This window comes from Streptomyces sp. NPDC051310, from assembly GCF_044455245.1.
In the GTDB taxonomy this organism is placed as follows: domain Bacteria; phylum Actinomycetota; class Actinomycetes; order Streptomycetales; family Streptomycetaceae; genus Streptomyces.
Genome location: NZ_JBITEO010000010.1, coordinates 1 through 22,392, shown reverse-complemented (window position 1 = coordinate 22,392; position 22,392 = coordinate 1). Strand labels below are relative to the sequence as shown.

Here is a 22,392-nt window from a genome sequence, read left to right as displayed (position 1 = left end):
GCACCCCCGATCCTGGCACGTTCCTCAGCCGCGACGGTGCATCGGCTCCCGGCGCCGGTGCGCCTGCCGGGGGACGCGGTGGCCGGTTCCGGGCTCCACGACCGCCGGCCCGCGCCCGGCGAGCCAGGTCGCGGCACCGGACCGGCTCGCGCGCATCGTGCCGACCAGCGCCGCGGTCGGACGGGTCAGCAGCCGTACGAAGAGGACCGCCGCCAGCGCGCCGAGCACCAGGCCGGCCGCCACGTCGTGCGGGTAGTGCACGCCGACGAAGACGCGCGAGAACGCCATGAGCACTGCCATCGGCACGGTGAGCCAGGCGATCCGGCGCCAGGCGAGGGCGAGCGCCACGGCGGCCGCGCCCGCGATGGCGGAGTGGTTGCTCGGGAAGGACCAGTCTCCGTACGGCGGGCACTCCACCAGCGACGCGGCGGCACCGGCGACCGCGCGGCACGGCCGCTCCTCGTCGATCACCGACTTCAGCAGCTCGCTGACGACGTAGCCGAAGGCCGTGCCGAGCGGGGCGAGGACGGCGAGCGCCATGGCGCGGCCGGTGTCCGGGCGCGCCCGCCACCAGCCGACGAGGAACAGCACGCCGAAGAGCAGCAGTCCGGCCTCCGTCCACAGTTCGGCGAGGAGCTGCACCCAGCCGGGTGTGCCGTGGGCGAAGTCGGTGATGTCGAGGTAGAGGTCCTGGCTCATGGTTACGGACGGTACCTGGCGCCGGGACCGGCCCGTGCGCCGCCATCGGCCGCCGGGAATGTGATCATCGGCAAAACTTGGTGCACGGGCGGCGGGTGGGGCGGGAGTTGGCGCCGATCTCTCGTACAGTTTGGGCCGTGGGATCTCTGCGCAATCCGGTCGGGCCGCTTCCCTCCTCCATCTACTGGCGACGGAGGGCAGTAGCGGCGAGCCTGGTCGCGCTGCTCGTCCTGCTGGTCGTATGGGTCGTCAGTTCGGGCGACGGCGGCGGGAACAAGGGCGGCGGAGGCGACGGCGCCAACGGTGCCTCACCCGTGCCGTCCATCACCCCGGGGCCTTCCCAGCCGGGACCGGCGATCAGCAACCAGCCCGGCGGACGCGACGAGTCGGACGGCCCGGGTGCCACCGGCGGCGCCGACGGCGGCGGCACGGGCACCGGTGCGGACGACGGCAAGAACGGTGACACCTCGTCAGACGGCGGTGCCGGTACGGGCACGGGCGCGGCCGCGGGGACCGGCGACGGCTCCGCTTCCGGTTCCGGCAGCTCCGCCGCGTACCGGGTTCCGGCGGACTCGCCGCTGCCCGACTGCGCCCCCGGCGCCCTGCGGCTGACCCTGCGCAGCACGAAGGTGGCGTACGAGCCCGGCGAGAAGCCGCGGTTCGAGCTGGTCGCCCGCAACACCTCGGGCACGACCTGCAAGACGGACCTCGGGCCCCGCACGGCGGTCCTGACCATCAAGAACAGCGACGCCGACCAGGTGTGGTCCTCGAAGGACTGCCCGCGCGCCGCCGGCCCGCTGATGCTGCGCATCCCGGCGGGCGGCACCGTCACCCACACCGTGGAGTGGGACCGCCGCCGCAGCGCGCCGCAGTGCGCGACCCCGTCCGCGGCGGCCGCCGCCCCCGGCACCTACCTGCTGGAGGCCGCCGTCCCGGGTGTGAAGGTCCTGCCCGCCTCGTTCACGCTCGCCAAGGACTGAGCCCGCCGCCGGGCCCGGTCCGGCGGCGTGAGGTGCTCCCGGGGTGCGGCGACACCCGCGCGCGGGCGTGCGGCGTGCCGTCGGGCGCCGCCGGTGTCAGACGTAGCGTTCGAGGATCGAGGACTCGGCGAGGCGCGAGAGGCCCTCGCGCACACTGCGGGCGCGGGCCTCGCCGACGCCGTCCACGGTCTGGAGGTCGTCCACGCTCGCCGCGAGCAGCTTCTGCAGTCCGCCGAAGTGCTCCACGAGCCGCTCGATGATCGCCCCGGGCAGCCTCGGCACCTTCGCCAGCAGCCGGTAGCCGCGCGGCGAGACCGCCGAGTCGAGCGCTTCCGGCGACCCGGTGTAGCCCAGCGCGCGGGCCACGATCGGCAGCTCCAGCAGTTCCGCGTGGCTGAGCGCGTCGAGCTCGGTCAGCGCCTCGGCGACCGTACGGGACCGCTTGGCCGTCGGCTCCGGCACGTAGTCGCGGACCACCAGCTCCCGCTCCGGTTCGACGCCCGCGATCAGCTCGTCGAGCTGGAGCGTGAGCAGCCGGCCGTCGGTGCCCAGCTCCACGACGTACTCGGCGATCTCGGTGGCGATCCGGCGCACCATCTCCAGGCGCTGCGCGACGGCGGTGACGTCCCGGACGGTCACCAGGTCCTCGATCTCCAGCGCGGAGAGCGTGCCGGCCACCTCGTCGAGGCGGAGCTTGTACCGCTCCAGGGTCGCGAGGGCCTGGTTGGCGCGCGACAGGATCGCGGCCGACTCCTCCAGGACGCGGCGTTCGCCGTCGACGTACAGTGCGATCAGCCGCATCGACTGCGACACGGAGACCACCGGGAAGCCGCACTGCTTGGACACCCGGTCCGCGGTGCGGTGGCGGGTGCCGGTCTCCTCGGTGGGGATGGACGCGTCCGGGACGAGCTGGACGCCGGCCCGCAGGATCTTGGTGATGTCCTTGTCGAGGATCAGCGCCCCGTCGAGCTTGCACAGCTCGCGCAGCCGGGTCGCGGTGAACTCCACGTCCAGCACGAAGCCGCCGGTGCACATCGATTCGACCGTTTTGTCCATGCCGAGGACGATCAGGCCACCGGTGTTGCCGCGGAGGATGCGCTCCAGGCCGTCCCGCAGCGAGGTGCCGGGGGCGACGGCGCTGAGCGAGGCGCGCATGAGCGCCTCGTTGCCGGAGCCCGCGCCGGACTTTCCGGGAGCTGCTGCCCCGTCCTTGGCTGCCACTGCACTCCTCCGGCTCGTACGGATGGGCGAGACCAGGGCAAAGTCTAGCGACCCCGCCCACCGGCGGTCCCCGCAGCGGCCCGACCGCCCCCGGGCCCCCCGCCCCGCGGGGCCGGCGGGCCGCGGTGCGCGCCGCCGCCGAGGGCCCGGCCCGGCGCATCGCCGAGCGGGGCGTCACCCCAGCGGCACGCCCTCCGCTGCGGGCTCCGCCGCCCGGCCCGCCGCCCGCCCCCGGCCCGGCTCGGAGGCTCCGTCGGCCGCGGGCGCGCGGCGCCGCGTGCGCGGCAGGACCCGCAGGGCGTCGCCCATGTCGGCGACCTCCGTGACCTTCATGCCCGCGGGCACCTTGCCCGGATCGCCCGGGACCAGCGCGTGGGTGAAGCCCAGTCGGTGCGCCTCGGCCAGGCGCCGCTGGACGCCGGTCACACGGCGGACCTCTCCCGCGAGGCCCACCTCGCCGATCGCGACGAGATTCTTCGGCAGCGGGGTGTCGCTCGCGGCGGACGCGAGGGCGAGGGCGATCGCCAGGTCGGCGGCCGGCTCGGAGAGCTTCACGCCGCCGACCGTCGCCGAGTAGATGTCGCGCTTGCCCAGGGCGCTGATGCGGCCGCGCTGCTCCAGGACCGCGAGCATCATCGACACCCGCGAGGTCTCCAGCCCCGAGGTGGTGCGCCGGGGCGAAGGGATCTGGGAGTCGACCGTGAGCGCCTGCACCTCCGCGACCAGCGGGCGGCGGCCCTCCAGCGTGACCGTCAGGCACGTACCCGGAACCGGCGCGTCGCGGCGGGTGAGGAACAGCCCGGAGGGGTCGGCGAGGCCGATGATGCCCTCGTCGTGCAGTTCGAAGCAGCCGACCTCGTCGGTCGCGCCGTACCGGTTCTTGACGCCCCGCACCAGGCGCAGGCGCGCGTGCCGGTCGCCCTCGAAGTGCAGCACCACGTCCACCAGGTGCTCCAGCAGCCGGGGACCGGCGATGGCGCCGTCCTTGGTGACGTGACCGACGAGCAGCGTGGACATGCCGCGCTCCTTGGACGCCCGGATCAGTGCGCCCGCCACCTCGCGCACCTGCGCCATGCCGCCCGGCGCCCCGTCGATCTCCGGGGAGGCCACCGTCTGGACGGAGTCCAGCACCAGCAGCGACGGCTTGACCGCGTCCAGGTGCCCGAGGACCGCGGACAGGTCCGTCTCGGCCGCCAGGTACAGGTGGTCGCTGAGCGCGTGGATCCGGTCCGCCCGCAGCCGGACCTGGCTCGCCGACTCCTCGCCCGTCACGTACAGCGTGCGGTGCTCGTCGCTCGCCGCCTTCGCCGCGACGTCGAGCAGCAGCGTCGACTTGCCCACGCCCGGCTCGCCGGCCAGCAGCACCACCGCGCCCGGCACCAGCCCGCCGCCCAGCACCCGGTCCAGCTCGTCGACGCCCGTCGACCGGGCCGTCGCCTGCCGCCCGTCGACCTGGCCGATCGGCAGGGCGGCCGTGGAGACGCGCCCCGCGGCGGTCGTCCGGACCGCGGGCGCGCCGTACTCCTCGACCGTCCCCCAGGCCTGGCACTCGGGGCAGCGGCCGAGCCATTTGGCGGTCGTCCACCCGCACTCCGTGCAGCGGTAGGAGGGCCGGTCCTTGGCGGATTTCGTACGGGCAGCCATGCGCAAACCGTAGCGGCAGCCACTGACAACGCCGTGCTCCTATAGCGGGCGGCGCCGAACGGAAGCAAAACCTCCTGTCCTCTTTCGAGGGATACGTTCACCCGTAAGGGTTAAAAGAGCGGAAGCGGTACGAAGAGTGTGCCTTCGCCCGCCTACGGTCGCCGGGTGACGAGCAGCAGGCTGGAGCCCCCCACGTACACCACCGGCGCACACCGGGCGCAACGCGGTGCGCCCCGCAGCGGCTCCCGGGCCGCGGGCAGGACCACGGCCGGCACTCTCGCCCAGTGCCCGCCCCCGCGGTACGAGCCGTATCTGGACGGGCTGTTCACGTACTGCCTGTCCGTGCTGTGCGACCACGACGCGGCGATCGCCGTACTCGGTGACGTCCTCGCCGTCGCCGAGCGGCAGTCCGGGCGATGTCCCACCGGTGAGCCGGAGCGCAGGGCGTGGCTGTACGCCCTCGCCCGGTGGGGCTGCCTGCGCGAGCTCGGCGAGCAGCGGGAGCGGCGCCGCCGGCAGGGCGCGCACACGGGCCGCCCGGCCGCCCGCCCGCCCGCCGCCCGGCAGGCATCGCGGCCCGCCCGGGAGGAGGCCCCGCCCGCCGGCGAGGAGGCGGCCGAGCTCCGGCGCCGCGAACTGGCCCGGCTCGCCTGGCCCGAGGCCGCCGGCACCACCCCCCAGCAGCGCGAGGCCCTGGAGCTGGCCGTACGGCACGAGCTCGGCCACCGCGAGGTGGCCGCGGTGCTCGGCCTGGAGCCGCTCGCCGCGCGGGAGCTGCTGTCCGCGGCGGCGTGCGAGGTGGAACGCACCCGCGCGGCCCTCGCCGTCGTCGAGACCGGCGGCTGCCCGGCCGTCGCCCGGCTCACCGGCGACCACCAGGTGATGCTGTCCGCGGCGCTGCGCCGCGAGCTCGTCCGGCACGTCGACGACTGCCCGCGCTGCCGCCGCGCCGCCGAGCGCGCCGGGGCGGGCGGCCCCTGGCCCGGCTCGTCGGTCACCCCGGCCCGGCTCCCCCTGGCCGAGGCGCCGCGCGCCGCGGTGTACGCGGCGATGGCGCACGTGCCGCGCACGCGGGCGGCCGGGCCGCGGTTCGGCCGGGACGGCTTCCCGCTGGACCCCAAGGACCACGCGGCGCGGCGCGACCGCCTGCGGGCGCGGGCCGTGACGACCACCGTCGTCGCCACCGTGGTCGCCGCGCCGGTGCTGGCGCTGTGGGCGGCGTACCGCGGCGCGCCCCTGACCGGCGAGACGCGGGACACCTCGACCATCAGCGCGAGCGAGATGGACGAGCCGCGCGGTGACAGTGCGCTCGCGGGCGGCCCGCACGACCGGTTCGCCAACGCGGGCAGCGCGCGCAGCGAGCCCGGCGGCCGCGGCGCCGTGTCCGTCGAGGTGATCAGCACGGGCGCGCCCGTGCCTCCGTCGCGCCCCGGCCTGCCGGGCCCCGGCCGCATCACCGTCACGGCGCAGCCCGCGGGCGACGGATCGACGATGATCACGCTCACCGCGTCCGGCGGCACCCCGGTGGCGTGGTCCCTGTGGACCGACGCGCCCTGGCTCCACCCGAGCCGCTCCTCCGGCACGCTCGCCCCCGGCGGGTCGGTCACGGTGTACGTCACCGTCGACCGCGCCCGCGAGCCGTCCGGGCCGTGGAGCGCCCGCGTCGGGGTGGACCCGGCGGGCGCGGTCATCGAGCTCGACGGCGCGGGCGCGCCGCGGCCCCCGGCGGACCACCCGACACCGCCGCCGTCCACGCCGCCCGCCTCGACGCCCCCGCCGTCCCCGGACCCCACGCCGTCGGCACCCTCGACCCCGCCGCCGCGCCCCTCCACGGACCCCGCCCCGACGGACCCCCCGCCGTCGACGACGTCGCCGTCGGAACCGGCCGGCAGCTGACGGGGGCGGCGGGCAGGCGGACGCGCCGCTCCACGGGGCGGGGCGCGGAAGCGGCCGAGTGCGGAGTGCGGACGAAAGACCCCGAGCCCGATGGGCCCGGGGTCTTTCGTCCGGCCAGGCCGGACCAGGGAGTGGCGCCCTCCGCCGTGCACCGCCCGGCGGAGGGCGCCGCGCCACGAGCCCAGCAGGATCCGAGCTCTAGCGGGGCGCCGGGTCCGGCGGGCCGACCGGGTCCGCCGGGTGAGGAGCCACCAGCGGGAGCTGCGCCGACAGGCGCGCCTCGCAGAGCTCCACCAACACGTCGTACGCCGCCTTGCCCATCAGCTCCGTCAGCTCCGGCCGGTACGACACGTACACCGGCTCCCCGGCACCGTGCGCCGACGTCGCCGACGTGCACCACCAGTGCAGGTCATGGCCTCCCGGGCCCCACCCGCGGCGGTCGTACTCGCCGATCGAGATCTGCAGCACGCGCGTGTCGTCGGGGCGGTCGATCCAGTCGTACGTACGGCGGACCGGCAGCTGCCAGCAGACGTCCGGCTTGGTCTCCAGCGGCTCGCGGCCCTCCCGCAGCGCCAGGATGTGCAGCGCGCAGCCCGCGCCGCCCGCGAAGCCCGGACGGTTCTGGAAGATGCAGGAGCCCTCCCAGCGCCGCGTCTGGCGCTCGCCGTCCTCGTCGAGCTGCGTCCAGCCCGACTCCGTACCGACGCCGTGGAACTGCCACAGCTCCGGTGTGAGACGAGCCACGTGCCCGGCGACGCGCCGCTCGTCGTCGTCGTCCGAGAAGTGCGCCCCCAGCGTGCAGCAGCCGTCGTCCGCGCGCCCCGCCTGGATGCCCTGGCAGCCGCTGCCGAAGACGCAGGTCCAGCGAGACGTCAGCCAGGTCAGGTCGCAGCGGAAGACCTGCTCGTCGTCGGCGGGGTCCGGGAACTCCACCCAGGCACGCGGGAAGTCCAGTCCCTTTTCATCCGGTACGACCGTTACGGCCGGTCCGGCGGACGTGGGCTTCGCCTTCTTCGCCTTCTTCGTCTTTGGCACACACCAAGCGTATGCGCCGCGCGCAGTAGCGTTCAGGCATGAGACTCGGAGTCCTCGACGTCGGTTCGAACACGGTGCACCTGCTGGTCATGGACGCGCACCCCGGCGCCCGCCCCCGCCCCGCCCACTCCCACAAGGCGGAGCTGCGCCTGGCGGAACTGCTCGACGCCGACGGCGCCATCGGCGCCCGGGGCATCCGGCGACTGGTCACCATCACGGCCGACGCCGTGCGCACCGCCGAGGACAAGGGCTGCGAGGAGGTCCTCCCCTTCGCGACCTCCGCCATCCGCGACGCGGCCAACGCCGACCAGGTACTGGGCCGCGTCAAGGACGAGACGGGCGTCGACCTGCAGGTCCTCAGCGGCGAGGAGGAGGCGCGCCTGACCTTCCTCGCCGCCCGCCGCTGGTACGGCTGGTCCGCGGGGAAACTGCTCGTCCTCGACATCGGCGGCGGCTCGCTGGAGATCGCCTACGGCATGGACGAGGAACCCGACGCGGCCGTCTCCCTCCCGCTGGGCGCCGGGCGGCTGACCGCCGGCTGGCTGCCCGGCGACCCGCCGGACCCGGACGACGTGAAGGCGCTGCGCCGCCACGTGCGCGCCGAGATAGCCCGTACCGTCGGTGAGATCGCCCGCTTCGGGCCGCCGGACCACGTCGTGGCGACGTCCAAGACGTTCAAGCAGCTCGCCCGGATAGCCGGCGCGCCCGGCTCCGGCGAGGGCTCCTACGTGCAGCGTCGGCTGAGTCGTACGTCACTGGAGGAGTGGGTCCCCAAGCTCGCCGGCATGACCGCCGAGCAGCGCTGCTCCCTTCCCGGGGTGTCCGAGGGGCGCGCGCCGCAACTGCTGGCGGGAGCGCTGGTCGCGGAGGGGGCGATGGACCTGTTCGGGGTCGCGGAACTGGAGATCTGCCCGTGGGCGCTGCGCGAAGGGGTCATCCTGCGTCGCCTGGACCATCTCCCGGCTTCATAGCCGCGGCCCGTACTCTGTCCTTCGTGGCGAAACCAGTGGTGCGCATCCCGGATGCGAAGGTCGCGCTGTCCACCGCATCGGTCTATCCGGAGTCGACGGCGACGGCCTTCGAGATCGCTGCACGCCTGGGCTACGACGGCGTCGAGGTCATGGTGTGGACCGATCCCGTCAGCCAGGACATCGAGGCGCTGCGGCGGCTCTCCGACTACCACCAGGTACCGATCCTGGCGGTCCACGCGCCGTGCCTGCTGATCACCCAGCGGGTCTGGTCGACGGACCCGTGGGTGAAGCTCCAGCGCGCGCAGGCGGCGGCGGAGAAGCTCGGCGCGTCGACGGTCGTCGTCCACCCGCCCTTCCGCTGGCAGCGCCAGTACGCCCGCGACTTCGTCACCGGCATCTGGCGGATGGCGAACGAGACGGACGTCCGCTTCGCCGTCGAGAACATGTACCCCTGGCGCTACCGGGACCGCGAGATGCTCGCGTACGCCCCCGAGTGGGACGTCACCAAGGACGACTACCGCCACTACACCGTGGACCTGTCGCACACCGCCACCGCGCGCGTGGAGGCGATGGACATGGTCGGGCGCATGGGGGACCGGCTGGGCCACGTGCACCTGGCCGACGGCCGGGGCTCCGCGAAGGACGAGCACCTGGTGCCGGGGCGCGGCACCCAGCCCTGCGCGGAGCTGCTGGAGTACCTCGCCCGGTCCGGCTTCGACGGGCACGTCGTCATCGAGGTCAATACGCGGCGCGCGATGTCCGCCGCCGAGCGGGAGGCCGACCTGGCGGAGGCGCTCGCCTTCACCCGGCTGCACCTGGCCTCGTCCGCCCGTACCTCATGAGGACCCGGTGACGCAGCCCCGCCGGGGGCGCGGGCGGCCGCCGCGGGACGCCGCCGCGGAGGGGCCCGGCGCCCGTGAACGGATCCTCGAAGCCGCGCGCGCCGAGTTCGCCGAGCGCGGGTACGACAAGACCTCGGTGCGCGGCATCGCCAAGGCGGCGGGCGTGGACGCCGCGCTGGTCCACCACTACTACGGGACGAAGGACGAGGTCTTCGCCGCCGCCATCGAGGTGTCCTTCGAACCCGCCCTGGTCATCCCGGCCGTCCTGGGGGCGGGTACGGAGGGGATCGGGGAGCGGCTGGCCCGCTACTTCATCGGGGTCTGGGAGAACCCGGCGACCCGCGCCCCCCTGCTGGCGATCATCCGCTCGGCGCTGACGCACGAGGCGGCTGCCGCGGTCCTGCGCGGCTTCGTGCTGCGACGGCTCCTGGAGCGGGTCGCCGACGAGCTGCGCGTACCGGATCCGACCTTCCGGGCGGAGCTGGCGGCGTCGCACATGATCGGCATCGCGATCCTGCGGTACGTCGTCCGGGTGGAGCCGCTGGCGTCGGCCGATCCGGAGGACATCATCAGGATGGTCGCGCCGACGCTGCAGCGGTACCTGACGGAGGCGTGACGGACGGGCACGAGGAACGGGGCACGAAGGAAGCGGCCTGAGGGAGGGGCCTTCCGGACGCCCCGGCCGTCAGCCGGTTCCCTCCTCACGCCGTGCGCGGCGACCGAGGTGTGAGCCGTCCGTCCCGGTATCCGGACGCCTTGTCCAGATCTTGGAGCCGCGGCGTACGCTCGAAGAAGACATTTCCCTGTCCTCCCCAAGGAGCTGAGCGACGATGCCCGAGCTGAGGTCCCGCACCGTCACCCACGGCCGCAACATGGCGGGCGCCCGCGCCCTTATGCGCGCCTCCGGTGTACCGGGCGCGGACATCGGCCGCAAGCCGATCATCGCGGTCGCCAACTCCTTCACCGAGTTCGTGCCCGGCCACACCCACCTCCAGCCGGTCGGCCGGATCGTCAGCGAGGCGATCAAGGAAGCGGGCGCCATCCCGCGCGAGTTCAACACGATCGCCGTCGACGACGGCATCGCCATGGGCCACGGCGGCATGCTGTACTCGCTGCCCTCCCGCGACCTCATCGCCGACAGCGTGGAGTACATGGTCGAGGCGCACTGCGCCGACGCCCTGATCTGCATCTCCAACTGCGACAAGATCACCCCGGGCATGCTGATGGCCGCCCTGCGCCTCAACATCCCCACGGTCTTCGTCTCCGGCGGCCCGATGGAGGCCGGCAAGGCCACCCTGGTCGACGGCACGGTCCGTACGCTCGACCTGGTCGACGCCATCTCGGACGCCGTCAACGACAAGATCTCGGACGCCGACATCCTCCGCATCGAGGAGAACGCCTGTCCGACCTGTGGTTCGTGTTCCGGCATGTTCACCGCCAACTCGATGAACTGCCTGACCGAGGCCATCGGCCTGTCCCTGCCGGGCAACGGCTCCACCCTGGCCACCCACACGGCCCGCCGCGCCCTGTACGAGAACGCCGCGCGCTGCGTCGTCGAGCTGACCGACCGCTACTACGCCCAGGGCGACGAGTCGGTCCTGCCGCGCAACATCGCCACCTTCGCGGCCTTCGAGAACGCCATGGCCCTCGACATCGCCATGGGCGGCTCGACCAACACGATCCTGCACCTGCTGGCCGCCGCCCAGGAGGCGGGCGTCCCCTTCGGGCTGGAGGAGATCGACGCGGTCTCGCGCCGCGTCCCCTGCCTGGCCAAGGTCGCGCCGAACGTCGCCAAGAACCGCACGTACTACATGGAGGACGTGCACCGCGCCGGCGGCATCCCCGCCCTGCTCGGCGAGCTGCACCGCGCCGGCCTGCTGAACGAGGACGTGCACAGCGTCCACAGCCCGTCCCTGGCCGACTGGCTCAAGACGTGGGACGTCCGCGGCGGGTCGCCGTCCGCCGAGGCCGTCGAGCTCTGGCACGCCGCCCCCGGCTGCCGTCGCTCCGCCGAGGCGTTCTCGCAGTCCGAGCGCTGGGACTCGCTGGACACGGACGCCGCCGAGGGCTGCATCCGCTCCGCCGAGCACGCCTACTCCAAGGACGGCGGCCTCGCCGTCCTCCGCGGCAACCTGGCCGTCGACGGCTGTGTCGTGAAGACCGCCGGTGTCGACGAGTCGATCTGGACCTTCGAGGGCCCGGCCGTCGTCTGCGAGTCGCAGGAGGAGGCCGTCGAGAAGATCCTGAACAAGCAGGTCAAGGACGGCGACGTGGTCGTCATCCGTTACGAGGGCCCCAAGGGCGGCCCCGGCATGCAGGAGATGCTCTACCCGACGTCCTTCCTCAAGGGCCGCGGCCTGGGCAAGACCTGCGCGCTGATCACGGACGGCCGCTTCTCGGGCGGCACCTCGGGCCTGTCGATCGGCCACGCGTCGCCGGAGGCGGCGAGCGGCGGCACCATCGCCCTGGTCGAGGACGGCGACCGGATCCGTATCGCCATCCCGGACCGCTCCATCGAGCTGCTGGTTTCCGAGGAGGAACTGGCCGCCCGGCGCGAGGCCCTCGGCGGCGTGTACGCGCCGAAGCAGCGGGAGCGGAAGGTCTCCGCGGCGCTGCGGGCGTACGCGGCGATGGCGACCAGCGCCGACAAGGGCGCCGTGCGCGACGTCACGAAGCTCGGCTGAGGCTGCGGGGCCGGCGGGATCGGCGGCCTGCTGAGGGCGCCCGGCCGGCGGGGTCGCGGAAGCGCTGGTTCAGCGGGTGCCCGGCCGAGCGGTGGCGAAGACCGGCTGAGCGTGCCCGGTCGGCGGGACCGGCGGCCGGCGATGCCGGTTCAGCGGGTGACCGGCCGGCGATGCGGTCTGGCAGATGGCTCGGCTGCCGGGGCCACAACCGGTCACCGGTCACCCGTCACGGGCCGACGGCGGCACCAGTCGGCCAGGTCGGCCAGGCCAGGCCAGGCCAGGCCAAGTCAGGTCAGCGGCGGACGGGACGACCGGCCCGGCGACCGGCCGGCCGGCTCACCAGGCGGCCGGGTCCTTCGCCGGAACGGCGAAGACCGACCCGTCGGGCGCGGCCGCGACGACCGTGCCCTCTCCGGTGACGAGCGGCGCGGGCAGCGCGGCGGCATAGCCGAGCTTCCCGCCGCGCAGCCGCGGCGGTGTCTGCCCCAGCAGCGCCCCGCGCGCGGTGTCGACGGCGAGCAGCCGCCCGTCGGCGGCCGAGAAGTACAGCCGGTCGCCGCCTCCGGTCACGGGCCGGGACACCCGCCCGGCGGCCGTCTCCAGCCGCCACAGCTCCCGCGCGCCGCGCGTGTCGACGGCGACGAGCGTGCCGTTGCGCGCCAGCAGGTACGCCACGTCACCGCGCAGCGCGACCTGCGGTTCCGCCATCGGGAAGGGCAGCGGCACCCGGCGCGCCTCGCGCGCGCCCGGCTCGTAGCGCACCAGCGCGTCCGTCTGCGAATCGCGGTCCCGTGATGTCAGCAGGAGCGCGTCGCCGGAGGTTCCCACGGGCGTCAGGTCCCCCGTCAGCGGCCGCTGCCAGACCACGGCCCCGTCCGTCGGCCGTACGCCGCTGACCAGCGTGGTCGCACCCGACCCCGCGACCTCGAAGACGTAGACGAGACCCGTGCCCGGGCTGTACGGGCCGAAGCGCGGGTGGCTGTGACCGCGCAACGCGTGCTGCCAGCGCGTGCGGCCGGTCGCGCCGTCGACCCCCTTCACCCTGCCGGACGGCGCGGCGAGCAGCACCGTCGCCCCGGCGTGGTGCACCTCGCCCCGGTACGCGGAGACGTCGGCGCTCCACGCGGGTGCGCCGTCGGCCGCCTCGTACGCGCCGAGAGTGGTACGGGCCGGGGCGCCCTGCCCGGTGGTGTTCCGCGCGGCCGTGTCCTGGGCGACGGTGTGCACGAGCCCGCCGGAGACGACCGGCGCGGACGGCTCGCCGGGCCCACCGGCCGCCCGCGACCACAGGACCCGGCCGTCGCGCGGATCGAGCCGGGCCAGTCCGGCGCCGGGCGCCGAGCAGTACAGCTCGCCCCGCGCGTACGCGCAGTGGGGCGCCGCGTCCCGGGCGGCCGAACCGAGCTCCGCCCGCCAGGGCGTGGCGGCCACCGCCGCGGCGGCCTCGGGCGCGGGGTCCTGCTCCGGTCCGCCCAGGCTCCACGTCGTCACCCCGCCGCTCACGACGAGCGCGACGGCGGCCGCGGCCACCAGCGGCCACCGGGCGCGGCGCCGGCGGCCGGCACCGGCTTCCGCTTCCGGCCCTGCGGGCCGGGACGCGGACGGAGACGAAGACGGGGACGCGGGCGCGGGCGCGGCAGTGGCGGCTGTGGCAGCGGCGGCGGGAGCGGGGAGTGACCGGGGGGAGGGCCCACGCCCGGTCCTGTCCCTGGGCGTGAAGGCGGGGGTCGGCTCCTGTGCGGGCGCGTGCGCCGGCAGGCCGGTCGCGCGGCGCCGCTGGGCGGGTATGAAGGCGGTCGCCTCGTACGACGGCGGACCCAGCTCCGCCATGATCTCGTCCGGCGTCGGGCGCTCGGCCGGATCCTTCGCCAGGCAGCGGCTGACCAGCGGTACGAGCGCGGCGGGCACGCCGCTCAGGTCCGGCTCGTCGTGCACCACCTGGTACGCCACGATGTACGGGCTTCCGTCGTCGAAGGGGCCCTGCCCGGTCGACGCGTGCACCAGCACCGAGCCGAGCGCGAAGACGTCCGCCGCCGGACCGACCTGCCGGGGCCGCTGGAACTGCTCGGGCGCCATGTACGGCGGCGAGCCGATGAGCTTGCCCGTCTCCGTGCGCAGGTCGCTGTCGACGGGGCGGGAGATGCCGAAGTCGATGACGCGCGGTCCGGTGTCGGTGAGGAGGACGTTGCCGGGTTTGAGGTCCCGGTGGACGACCCCGGCGCGGTGGATGTCGCGCAGCGCCTCGGCGAGCCCCGCCGTGAGCCGGCGCAGCTCGGCGGGGGCCATCGGGCCGTTCCGCTTCACCTGGTCGGCCAGCGTGGGGCCCGGCACGTACAGGGTGGCCATCCACGGGCGCTCGGCATCCGGGTCGGCGTCCACGACGGGTGCGGTGAACGCGCCGCTCACCCGGCGGGCGGCGGCCACCTCCTGGCGGAAGCGGGCCCGGAACTCCGGGTCGGCCGCGTACTGTTCGTGCACCACCTTCACGGCGAGGCGCAGTCCCGAGGCGGAGGTGGCGAGGTGCACGACACCCATCCCGCCCGAACCGAGGCGCGCCTCGAGGCGGTAGTGGCCGGCGTATCCCGGCAACGGCGGCATCGCCCCACCCCCGTGGTCCGCGTCGATTTCCGGCCGCGCACATGCGACGCACGGAGCCTAGTCGATGGTGCGGCCGATGTCGGCGGGGCTTGCTAGCCTGCGCGTCGCGCCCGGCGGACGACGCCCGGCGCACCGCGCACCGCGCCCCGCGGACGGCGCACCGCACCTCGCGACGAGATCGTCGCCACCACACCGCAACGCAACGGGGGAGACCGCTCCATGGAAGCCACCACGGGCACCGCACCAGCCACAGGAATGACCTCAGGCACCGAGAGCACGGCGCAGCCGGCCGCGACGGCGTTCGCCGCCGACGTCGTGCGCTACCCCATCGCCCCGGGCTACCGGGTCAACGTCCGCTCCGGCCCGGGCACCCAGTACCGCATCGTCCGGACCCTCGCCTACGACGTGAGGGTCCCCGTCTACTGCCAGAAGCCCGGCGAGCGCATCACCGGTCCGTACGGCACGACGGCCCTGTGGGACAACATCGCGGACGGGGAGTTCGTCTCCGACGCGTACGTGAACACGGGCAGCGACGGGTACGTCGCACCGCGCTGCTCCTGACCGCCGCCGCGCCGCTCCGGCGATAATCGAGCCCGTGAGCGACGAGCAGACGGACAAGACCACCCCCGGGCCGCAGCCCGAGCCCCTTCGTTTCTTCGGCACGACCTGGGTCGGCCACGACGGCGGGTACGGGCTGCGGCGTGCCGGCGTGGCCGTCGGCTCGCTCGGGGCCGCCGTCGCCGGCGCCTTCGTGCTGCGCTTCGCGCACCAGGGCCTGGCCGTCGCCGACGTCGGCGGCTTCGTCAACGCCCTGGTCGTCGTCATGTTCGCCGTCTGCACGGCCATCGCCTTCCGCAAGACCTGGGAGGGCTTCACGCGCCGCCCGGCCGACCCCTCCCGCGAGGACGCCCTGCGCGGCCTGAAGGCCATCGGCTTCCTCGGCTCCCTCCTGGCCTACTTCGTGCGCTCCCTCATCGAGGCGCCCGGCGAGAAGCTGGTGCGCGCCGAGTACGAGGCCGCCCGCGTCCAGTACGAGAAGCGCCGCGCCGGCCGCACCGGCAACCCCATGGCCCGCCGCCAGAAGCGCAAGCGCCCCTGACGGCGCCGGCCGCGGCGCTCAGGTCCGCGGCCGGGCCGCCATCACGTGTCCCGATGGTTGACCCGGGGACCCGTCCGCGCAATTATTCATCACATGGTGAATAAAATTGGTGCCGCCGTCGAAGCCCGGAACCTCACCGTCGTACGCGGCACCCGCACCGTCCTGCGCGGCCTGGACTTCGCCGTCGCACCCGGGGAGATCACCGGGTTGCTCGGCCCCTCCGGCTGCGGCAAGACCACCCTCATGCGAGCCGTCGTCGGCACCCAGGCCAAGGCCACCGGCACCCTGACCGTCCTCGGCCGCCCCGCGGGCGACCCCTCCCTGCGCGCCCGCATCGGCTACGTCACCCAGGCCCCGTCCGTCTACGACGACCTCACCGTCCGCCAGAACCTCGACTACTTCGCCGCCGTGCTCCGGCCCGGCCGCGCCCACCACGACACCCGCGCCGCGTCCGTGGCCCGCGCCCTCGCCGACGTGGACCTCACCAGCCACGCCGGCGCCCTCGCCGGCAACCTCTCCGGCGGCCAGCGCAGCCGTGTCTCACTCGCCGTCGCCCTGCTCGGCACGCCCGAACTCCTGGTCCTCGACGAGCCGACCGTGGGACTCGACCCCGTCCTGCGCCGCGACCTGTGGGAGCTGTTCCACCGCCTCGCCGCCGACCGGGGCGTCACGCTCCTGGTCTCCTCCCACGTCATGGACGAGGCGGAACGCTGCCACCGCCTCCTGCTGATGCGCGACGGCGAGATCCTCGGCGGAGCCGCCTCCCCCGACGGCTACGGCGGCGACACCCCCGAAGCCCTCCGCCGCCGCCATGACACCGCCACCGTCGAAGAGGCCTTCCTGCGCCTCGTCGACGCGGCCGCCGCCCGCCAGGAGACACGTCGATGAACGCCACCCGTCAGGAGACCCGCCGATGAACGCCGCCCGCACCCTCGCCACCGCCGCGCGCGTCCTGCGCCAGCTCCGCCACGACCCCCGCTCGATCGCCCTCATGCTGCTCGTACCGTGCGTGATGCTCTTCCTGCTCCGGTACGTCTTCGACGGCAGCCCCCGCACCTTCGACTCCATCGGCGCCTCGCTGCTGGGCGTCTTCCCCCTGATCACGATGTTCCTGGTGACCTCGATCGCCACCCTGCGCGAACGCACCTCCGGAACCCTGGAACGCCTCCTCGCCATGCCGCTCGGCAAGGCCGACCTCATCGCCGGCTACGCGCTCGCCTTCGGACTCCTCGCGGTCGTGCAGTCGGCCCTCGCGACCGGCCTCGCCCTGTGGTTCCTCGACCTCGACGTCACCGGCTCTCCCTGGCTCCTGCTCCTGGTCGCGCTCCTCGACGCGCTCCTCGGCACCGCGCTGGGCCTGTTCGTGTCGGCCTTCGCGGCGTCCGAGTTCCAGGCCGTCCAGTTCATGCCGGCCGTGATCTTCCCTCAGCTCCTGCTGTGCGGGCTCTTCACCCCGCGCGACCGGATGCAGCCGGTCCTCGAAGGCATCTCGAACGTGCTGCCCATGTCGTACGCCGTCGACGGCATGACCCAGGTGCTCCACCACACCGACATGACCGCCGACTTCGTCCGCGACGTCCTGATCGTCGCCGCCTTCGCCCTCCTCGTCCTCGGCCTCGGCACCACCACCCTCCGCCGCCGCACCCCCTGACCCCCCGCGCCCGCACGGCTGTCCGCCGCGCCCCCTGACCCTGCCCCCGCACGGCTACCCGCCGCCCGCCGGCCCACCGCGTACCTCCACCACGTCACCCACCTCCACCGCGCGGTACAGCCACCGCGCATCCCCCTCGCCCAGCTCGACCGCTCCCTCGGCAGCCCCCGCGCCGACGCACCGGGCCGAGCCGTCCGGGCCCGCGAGGTGCACCACCCACCTCGCTCCGCCCCGCCGGGCGTTCTTCGCCGTCACCTTCATCCGCCCGGCGGGCAGCACCCGCTCCGCGCTGCCCGCCGACAGCACGGTCAGTACGCGGCCCCGCCCACCACCGCGCTCCACCGTCAGCCGCCCCGCCCCGACGTCCACCGTCACGGCCGTCCCGATCCCGCTCCCGCTCCCGGTCCCAGCCCCTGCCCCAGGCCCCGCCGCCGTCGCCCGTGCCCCGGCCGCCGGCGGCTCCGACCCGCCGGGCTGCGCCCCCACCGCCACCGCACCGAGGACGGCCACCGTGACCAGACCGGCCCCCAGCGCCCGTCTGTGCCGCGCGCGCACCTCGTCCGGGCGCCGTACCTCACCCCCCGTACGGCCCAGATCCCGCAGGACGAAGCCGAGTTCCCCCAGCTCCTCCTCATCGGACACGCCGCCTGACAGGTCACCGGACATCGCTGCCCTCCTTCCCGCCCCTCCAGCCGCCCGGTAGGACCACCGCCGCGGGAATTCGGTTCCGGCCCCCAGCCCTCCCGGCAGCCGGTCCCGCCGTACCGCTCCGCGGACACCTCACCCGCCACAGCGCCGCCAGTGCGAGGATGGCGGCACGTACTTCCTCCGGCGAGGTGAACAGAGCCATGACCCAGACAGTCGCAGTCCTCGGCACCGGCAAGATCGGCGAAGCCCTGCTCAGCGGCATGATCCGCGCCGGCTGGCCGACCGGCCACCTCCTCGTCACCGCCCGCCGCACCGAGCGTGCCGAGGAACTGCGCACCCGCTACGGCGTCGAGCCCGTCAGCAACGCCGACGCCGCCAAGCGCGCCGACACCCTCATCCTGGCCGTCAAGCCGCAGGACATGGGCACGCTGCTCGACGAACTCGCGTCCCACATCACCCCGGACCGCCTCGTCGTCAGCGCCGCCGCCGGCATCACCACCGCGTTCATCGAGGAACGCCTCGCCGCCGGCACGCCGGTCGTCCGCGTCATGCCCAACACGCCCGTCCTCGTCGACGAGGGCATGTCGGTCATCTCGGCGGGCAGCCACGCCACCCACGAGCACCTGGCCCACACCGAGGAGATCTTCGGCGGCGTCGGCAAGACCCTGCGCGTCCCCGAGACCCAGCAGGACGCCGCCACCGCGCTCTCCGGCTCCGGCCCGGCGTACTTCTACTTCCTCGTCGAAGCCATGACCGACGCCGGGATCCTCCTGGGCCTGCCCCGCGCCCAGGCCCACGACCTGATCGTCCAGGCCGCCATCGGCGCCGCGGTGATGCTGCGCGACAGCGGTGAGCACCCGGTGAAGCTCCGCGAAGCGGTCACGTCCCCCGCCGGCACCACGATCAGCGCCATCCGCGAGCTGGAGAACCACGGTGTGCGCGCCGCCCTGATCGCCGCCCTGGAAGCCGCCCGCGACCGCAGCCGCGAACTCGCCTCCGGCAACGGCTGACCCCGGGCCCCTCCCGGCCCCGCGACCGGAGGCGGCGCAAGCGTCACCGCCCCGCTGCCTCCAGCACCTCCTGCGCCGTCACGACCCGGGCGAACCCGCCGCCCTCCAGCGACACCGCCGTCGCCCGCGACAACTCGTCGGCCGTCGCCGTCCAGCCGAAAGGCCCCGCCAGATCGAACGTGTGCATCGCGTCGAGCACGAACAGCACCCGGTACCCCAGGTTCCCGCCCATCCGCGCGGTCGTCTCGTTGCACATGTTCGTCTGGATGCCCACGAGGACGATCTGCTCGATCCCCGCGCCCTTCAGCCAGGCGTCCAGATCGGGCTCCCCGTAGAACGCCGAGTTCACCGACTTCGTCACCAGCAGCTCCCGGCCGCGGCCCCGCCCCCGCCTCTCCTCCACGAAGTCCTTGAAGTCATGACCCGTGTGCCCCCGCCGCAGCGGTGACCGCGACCCGGCCGCCGACTCGTGCCGTACGAACACGACCGGCCGCCCGGACTCCTGCCAGGCGTCGATCAGCGCGGCCATGTTCCGCTCCGCCCCCGGATTGTTCCGCCGCCCCCAGAACTCCTCCTCCTCGAACCCCTTCTGTACGTCGATGACGACCAGTGCCGCGTTCGCCGCGATCTCGATGTCCCTGTCCATGCCGACGATGCTCGCGGCCGAGCCATCACCGCCACCAGTGGCGGCAACGCCACGCATCGATGGCTTCCCGCCGCCACCCGTGTCGGCCAGGATGCCCCCATGACGTCGAGCCCCTCAGCCACCGCCCCCTACCGCGTCGCCCTCGTCGCCTTTCCCGGCATCCGCGCCTTCGACGTCTCCGTCGTCACCGAGGTCTGGGGCAACGGCCGCAGCATGCCCCGCGTCCCGCCGTTCGAACTGCGCCGTGTCGCCGTCGACCCCGCCACCGCCGTCGCCCTGCCCGGCGGGCTCACGCTCACTCCCGACCGCCCCCTCGCCTGGCTCACCGGAGCCGACCTCGTCCTGGTCCCCGGTATGGCGGACCCGGCCACCGACGTGCCCCCTGCCGTACTCGACGCCCTCCGCGGCGCCCACGCCGCCGGCACCCCCGTCGCCGCGCTCTGCGCCGGAGCGTTCGTCCTGGCCCGCGCCGGCCTCCTCGACGGCCGCCGCGCCGTCACCCACTGGTTCCTGGCCGACGAGCTCCGCGCCCGACACCCCGCCGTCACCGTCGAACCCGACGCCCTCTTCGTCGAGGACTCCGGCATCTGGACCTCGGCCGGCACCGCCGCCGGCATCGACCTCTGCCTCCACCTCGTCCGCACCACCCACGGCGCGGAGGCCGCCGCCACCATCGCCCGCTCCATGGTCACCGCCCCCTTCCGCACCGGCACGCAGGCACAGTTCATCGAGCACCCGACCCCCCGGGCCGACCGCGACGCCGACGCCCTCGCCTCCGTACGGCACCACGCCCTCGCCCACCTCGACGCACCGCACACCGTGGCCACCCTCGCGGCCCGAGCAGGCATGTCCCCGCGTTCCTTCGCCCGCCACTTCCGGGCCACCACCGGCACCACCCCGCTCCGCTGGCTCATCACCCAGCGCCTCGCCGCCGCCCGGAAGCTCCTCGAACTGACCGATCTCCCCCTCCCCGAGGTGGCCCGCCGCGCGGGCTTCGGCAGCGAGGTGACCATGCGGCAGCACTTCGCCCGTCACCTCGCCACCAGCCCACGCGACTACCGCACGGCGTTCCGTCACCGCGCGGGCAGCAGCCCGATCGCCCGATAGGCCCGGTCCACCACCGGCCGGGCGATCTCCCGGGCCCGCTCAGCCCCCTCCCTCAGCACCTTGTCCACCGCTCCCGGATCGGCCGCCAGATCCGCATGCCGCTCCCGCAGCGGCCTCAGCAGCTCCACCACCGCATCCGCCGTGTCCTTTTTGAGCGCGCCGTACGACTCGTACGCACCGGCCAGCGCCGCCGGGTCCCCACCCGTGCAGGCAGCCAGCACGTCCAGCAGATTCGCCACGCCGGGCCGGGCCTCCCGGTCGTACGCGACCTCCCGGCCGCTGTCGGTCACCGCCCGCATGATCTTGCGGCGCACCACGTCGGGCTCATCGAGCAGATAGACGATCCCCGCCCCGTTCGCGTGCGACTTCCCCATCTTCGCCGTCGGGTCCTGCAGGTCCATGACGCGCGCCGCCACCGGCGGGTGCGTCGCCCTCGGCACCGTGAAGGTGTGCCCGTACCGCTGGTTGAACCGCACCGCCAGATCCCGGGTGAGCTCCACGTGCTGCGTCTGGTCGTCCCCCACCGGCACCTCGTCGGTCCCGTACGCCAGGATGTCCGCCGCCATCAGCACCGGGTACGTCAGCAACGACACCCGCACGCTCTCCCCGGCCGCCCGCGCGGCCGCACCCTTCTCCTTGTACTGGATCATGCGCCGCAGCTCCCCGTCCGCAGCCGTGCACTCCAGCAGGTACGACAGCCGCGCGTGCTCGTCCACATGGCTCTGTACGAAGAGGGTGCACAGCCGCGGGTCCAGTCCCGCCGCCAGGAGGAGGGTCGCCGCCTGCCGGCTCAGCCGCCGCACCCGCGCCGGATCGTGCTCCACGGTCAGCGCGTGCAGATCCACCACGCTGAACAACGCGTCCGCCCGGTGCTGGTCCACCTCCACCCACCGCCGGACGGCCCCGAGGTAGTTGCCCAGCGTCAGGTGCCCCGTCGGCTTGATCCCACTGAAGATCCGCGTCATCGCGCTCTCGTCTCCCGCTCCACTGATCGAGGCCACCGCCACCCGCGGCCGGGCCTCCCGGAGGGAGAAACACGAACGGCCGCCGAAGCGGCGGCCGTTGGGTGCACGCGTGTCTGCCGGCCGCCGTCAGGCGGCCCACCACTGAAGGGTGCACACATGCGCTGTCATGCCCCCAGGCTACGGGACCGGCACCGAGTTGACACGGGATTGCCCGCTCCGTAGTGTTCTCCGGGTTGTCCGACGTGAGCACCGACTCCGGTCGGCCCCGGACAGCCATTCCGCAAGAACCACTCCAGGCGAACGACGCCGTACCCATGTCGTCGTTTCGCTTTCCGTGTGCTTTTGCGAAATGAGGAATCCGCGTTCGAACGAGCGCAGACCGGATTAGCGTCCGGGCAAGGGATTCGCTAAAGTCTCACTCGTCGGAACGGCCCAACGGGTCGGGAAGACAAACCCGCTGACTGGGAATCAGGCCCGAAAGGATCTGATAGAGTCGGACCCGCCGGAAAGGGAAACGCGAAAGCGAAGAACGGCCCGGCAGCCCGCTCCAGCGGGTGGCGGAAACGGAAAACGGATCTGCTAAGCTGGAAACACGAAAGACCGAAGGGAAGCGCCCGGAGGAAAGCCCGAGAGGGTGAGTACAAAGGAAGCGTCCGTTCCTTGAGAACTCAACAGCGTGCCAAAAATCAACGCCAG

At 74.1% G+C, this 22,392-nt stretch carries 21 protein-coding genes; 12 read left to right on the top strand and 9 right to left on the bottom strand.

The annotated features are described in order from the left end of the window. Positions 1-24: 24 nt before the first annotated feature. Positions 25-699: a phosphatase PAP2 family protein gene (locus ACIA79_RS16260; protein WP_399428917.1), complete on the bottom strand. Its 675-nt coding sequence runs from the start codon at positions 697-699 to the stop codon at positions 25-27. A gap of 137 nt (positions 700-836) precedes the next feature. On the opposite strand from ACIA79_RS16260, the gene ACIA79_RS16255 reads away from it, so the two are divergent. Continuing rightward, positions 837-1,679, top strand: coding sequence for a hypothetical protein (locus tag ACIA79_RS16255; protein ID WP_399428916.1), 843 nt, complete (start codon positions 837-839; stop codon positions 1,677-1,679). A 96-nt stretch (positions 1,680-1,775) separates the two neighbouring features. Here the strand turns inward: ACIA79_RS16255 and disA are convergent, their stop codons facing one another. Next, a complete protein-coding gene (gene disA / locus ACIA79_RS16250; protein WP_356744307.1) occupies positions 1,776-2,900 on the bottom strand; it encodes a DNA integrity scanning diadenylate cyclase DisA in 1,125 nt (374 codons plus the stop codon). A 174-nt stretch (positions 2,901-3,074) separates the two neighbouring features. Then, positions 3,075-4,544: a DNA repair protein RadA gene (gene radA / locus ACIA79_RS16245; protein ID WP_399428915.1), complete on the bottom strand. Its 1,470-nt coding sequence runs from the start codon at positions 4,542-4,544 to the stop codon at positions 3,075-3,077. Between the two features lie 165 nt (positions 4,545-4,709). On the opposite strand from radA, the gene ACIA79_RS16240 reads away from it, so the two are divergent. Beyond that, the gene (locus tag ACIA79_RS16240) at positions 4,710-6,440 is read left to right on the top strand and encodes a hypothetical protein (protein WP_399428914.1); all 1,731 of its coding nucleotides are present in this window, start codon (positions 4,710-4,712) and stop codon (positions 6,438-6,440) included. 198 nt (positions 6,441-6,638) lie between these two features. Here the strand turns inward: ACIA79_RS16240 and ACIA79_RS16235 are convergent, their stop codons facing one another. Next, positions 6,639-7,475: a hypothetical protein gene (locus ACIA79_RS16235; protein ID WP_399428913.1), complete on the bottom strand. Its 837-nt coding sequence runs from the start codon at positions 7,473-7,475 to the stop codon at positions 6,639-6,641. Between the two features lie 38 nt (positions 7,476-7,513). Between ACIA79_RS16235 and ACIA79_RS16230 the strand changes: the two genes are divergently transcribed. The 4 genes from ACIA79_RS16230 (at position 7,514) to ilvD (ending at position 11,972) form a co-directional block, all read left to right on the top strand. Next, positions 7,514-8,446, top strand: coding sequence for a Ppx/GppA family phosphatase (locus tag ACIA79_RS16230; protein WP_399428912.1), 933 nt, complete (start codon positions 7,514-7,516; stop codon positions 8,444-8,446). A gap of 23 nt (positions 8,447-8,469) precedes the next feature. Further along, positions 8,470-9,288: a sugar phosphate isomerase/epimerase family protein gene (locus ACIA79_RS16225; RefSeq protein WP_399428911.1), complete on the top strand. Its 819-nt coding sequence runs from the start codon at positions 8,470-8,472 to the stop codon at positions 9,286-9,288. Between the two features lie 7 nt (positions 9,289-9,295). Beyond that, entirely contained in the window at positions 9,296-9,904 is a 609-nt protein-coding gene (locus ACIA79_RS16220; RefSeq protein WP_399428910.1) for a TetR family transcriptional regulator, read from the top strand. A 214-nt stretch (positions 9,905-10,118) separates the two neighbouring features. Beyond that, the gene (gene ilvD / locus ACIA79_RS16215) at positions 10,119-11,972 is read left to right on the top strand and encodes a dihydroxy-acid dehydratase (protein WP_399428909.1); all 1,854 of its coding nucleotides are present in this window, start codon (positions 10,119-10,121) and stop codon (positions 11,970-11,972) included. A 336-nt stretch (positions 11,973-12,308) separates the two neighbouring features. Here the strand turns inward: ilvD and ACIA79_RS16210 are convergent, their stop codons facing one another. Continuing rightward, positions 12,309-14,570 carry a PQQ-binding-like beta-propeller repeat protein gene (locus ACIA79_RS16210; protein WP_399428908.1) on the bottom strand — a complete coding sequence of 754 codons (2,262 nt, stop codon included), beginning with the start codon at positions 14,568-14,570 and terminating at the stop codon, positions 12,309-12,311. Positions 14,571-14,825: 255 nt separating this feature from the next. On the opposite strand from ACIA79_RS16210, the gene ACIA79_RS16205 reads away from it, so the two are divergent. From ACIA79_RS16205 to ACIA79_RS16190, 4 genes are all read left to right on the top strand, one after another. Next, on the top strand, positions 14,826-15,131 hold the full coding sequence (locus ACIA79_RS16205; protein WP_399429172.1) for a hypothetical protein: 306 nt from the start codon (positions 14,826-14,828) through the stop codon (positions 15,129-15,131). A 34-nt stretch (positions 15,132-15,165) separates the two neighbouring features. After that, entirely contained in the window at positions 15,166-15,669 is a 504-nt protein-coding gene (locus tag ACIA79_RS16200) for a hypothetical protein (RefSeq protein WP_399428907.1), read from the top strand. Positions 15,670-15,762: 93 nt separating this feature from the next. Beyond that, on the top strand, positions 15,763-16,557 hold the full coding sequence (locus ACIA79_RS16195; protein WP_399428906.1) for an ABC transporter ATP-binding protein: 795 nt from the start codon (positions 15,763-15,765) through the stop codon (positions 16,555-16,557). Between the two features lie 25 nt (positions 16,558-16,582). Further along, positions 16,583-17,320 (top strand): ABC transporter permease, encoded by a 738-nt coding sequence (locus ACIA79_RS16190; RefSeq protein ID WP_399428905.1) that lies wholly within the window; start codon positions 16,583-16,585, stop codon positions 17,318-17,320. 54 nt (positions 17,321-17,374) lie between these two features. On the opposite strand, the gene ACIA79_RS16185 is transcribed toward ACIA79_RS16190, so the two are convergent. After that, a complete protein-coding gene (locus ACIA79_RS16185; protein WP_399428904.1) occupies positions 17,375-17,986 on the bottom strand; it encodes a hypothetical protein in 612 nt (203 codons plus the stop codon). A gap of 182 nt (positions 17,987-18,168) precedes the next feature. Between ACIA79_RS16185 and proC the strand changes: the two genes are divergently transcribed. Further along, on the top strand, positions 18,169-18,978 hold the full coding sequence (gene proC / locus ACIA79_RS16180) for a pyrroline-5-carboxylate reductase (protein ID WP_399428903.1): 810 nt from the start codon (positions 18,169-18,171) through the stop codon (positions 18,976-18,978). Positions 18,979-19,021: 43 nt separating this feature from the next. Here proC and ACIA79_RS16175 read toward each other — a convergent pair whose 3' ends face one another. After that, entirely contained in the window at positions 19,022-19,612 is a 591-nt protein-coding gene (locus tag ACIA79_RS16175) for a cysteine hydrolase family protein (protein WP_399429171.1), read from the bottom strand. A gap of 111 nt (positions 19,613-19,723) precedes the next feature. Here ACIA79_RS16175 and ACIA79_RS16170 point away from each other — a divergent pair, with 111 nt between their 5' ends. Beyond that, the gene (locus tag ACIA79_RS16170) at positions 19,724-20,731 is read left to right on the top strand and encodes a GlxA family transcriptional regulator (protein ID WP_399428902.1); all 1,008 of its coding nucleotides are present in this window, start codon (positions 19,724-19,726) and stop codon (positions 20,729-20,731) included. Here ACIA79_RS16170 and trpS read toward each other — a convergent pair. Further along, positions 20,698-21,696, bottom strand: a complete 999-nt coding sequence (trpS, locus tag ACIA79_RS16165) for a tryptophan--tRNA ligase (protein WP_399428901.1) — start codon at positions 21,694-21,696, stop codon at positions 20,698-20,700. The genes ACIA79_RS16170 and trpS overlap by 34 nt on opposite strands. Before the next feature lie 415 nt (positions 21,697-22,111). Next, positions 22,112-22,392 (bottom strand): hypothetical protein (locus tag ACIA79_RS16160; protein ID WP_399428900.1); only part of this gene is annotated, 281 nt, incomplete at its 5' end.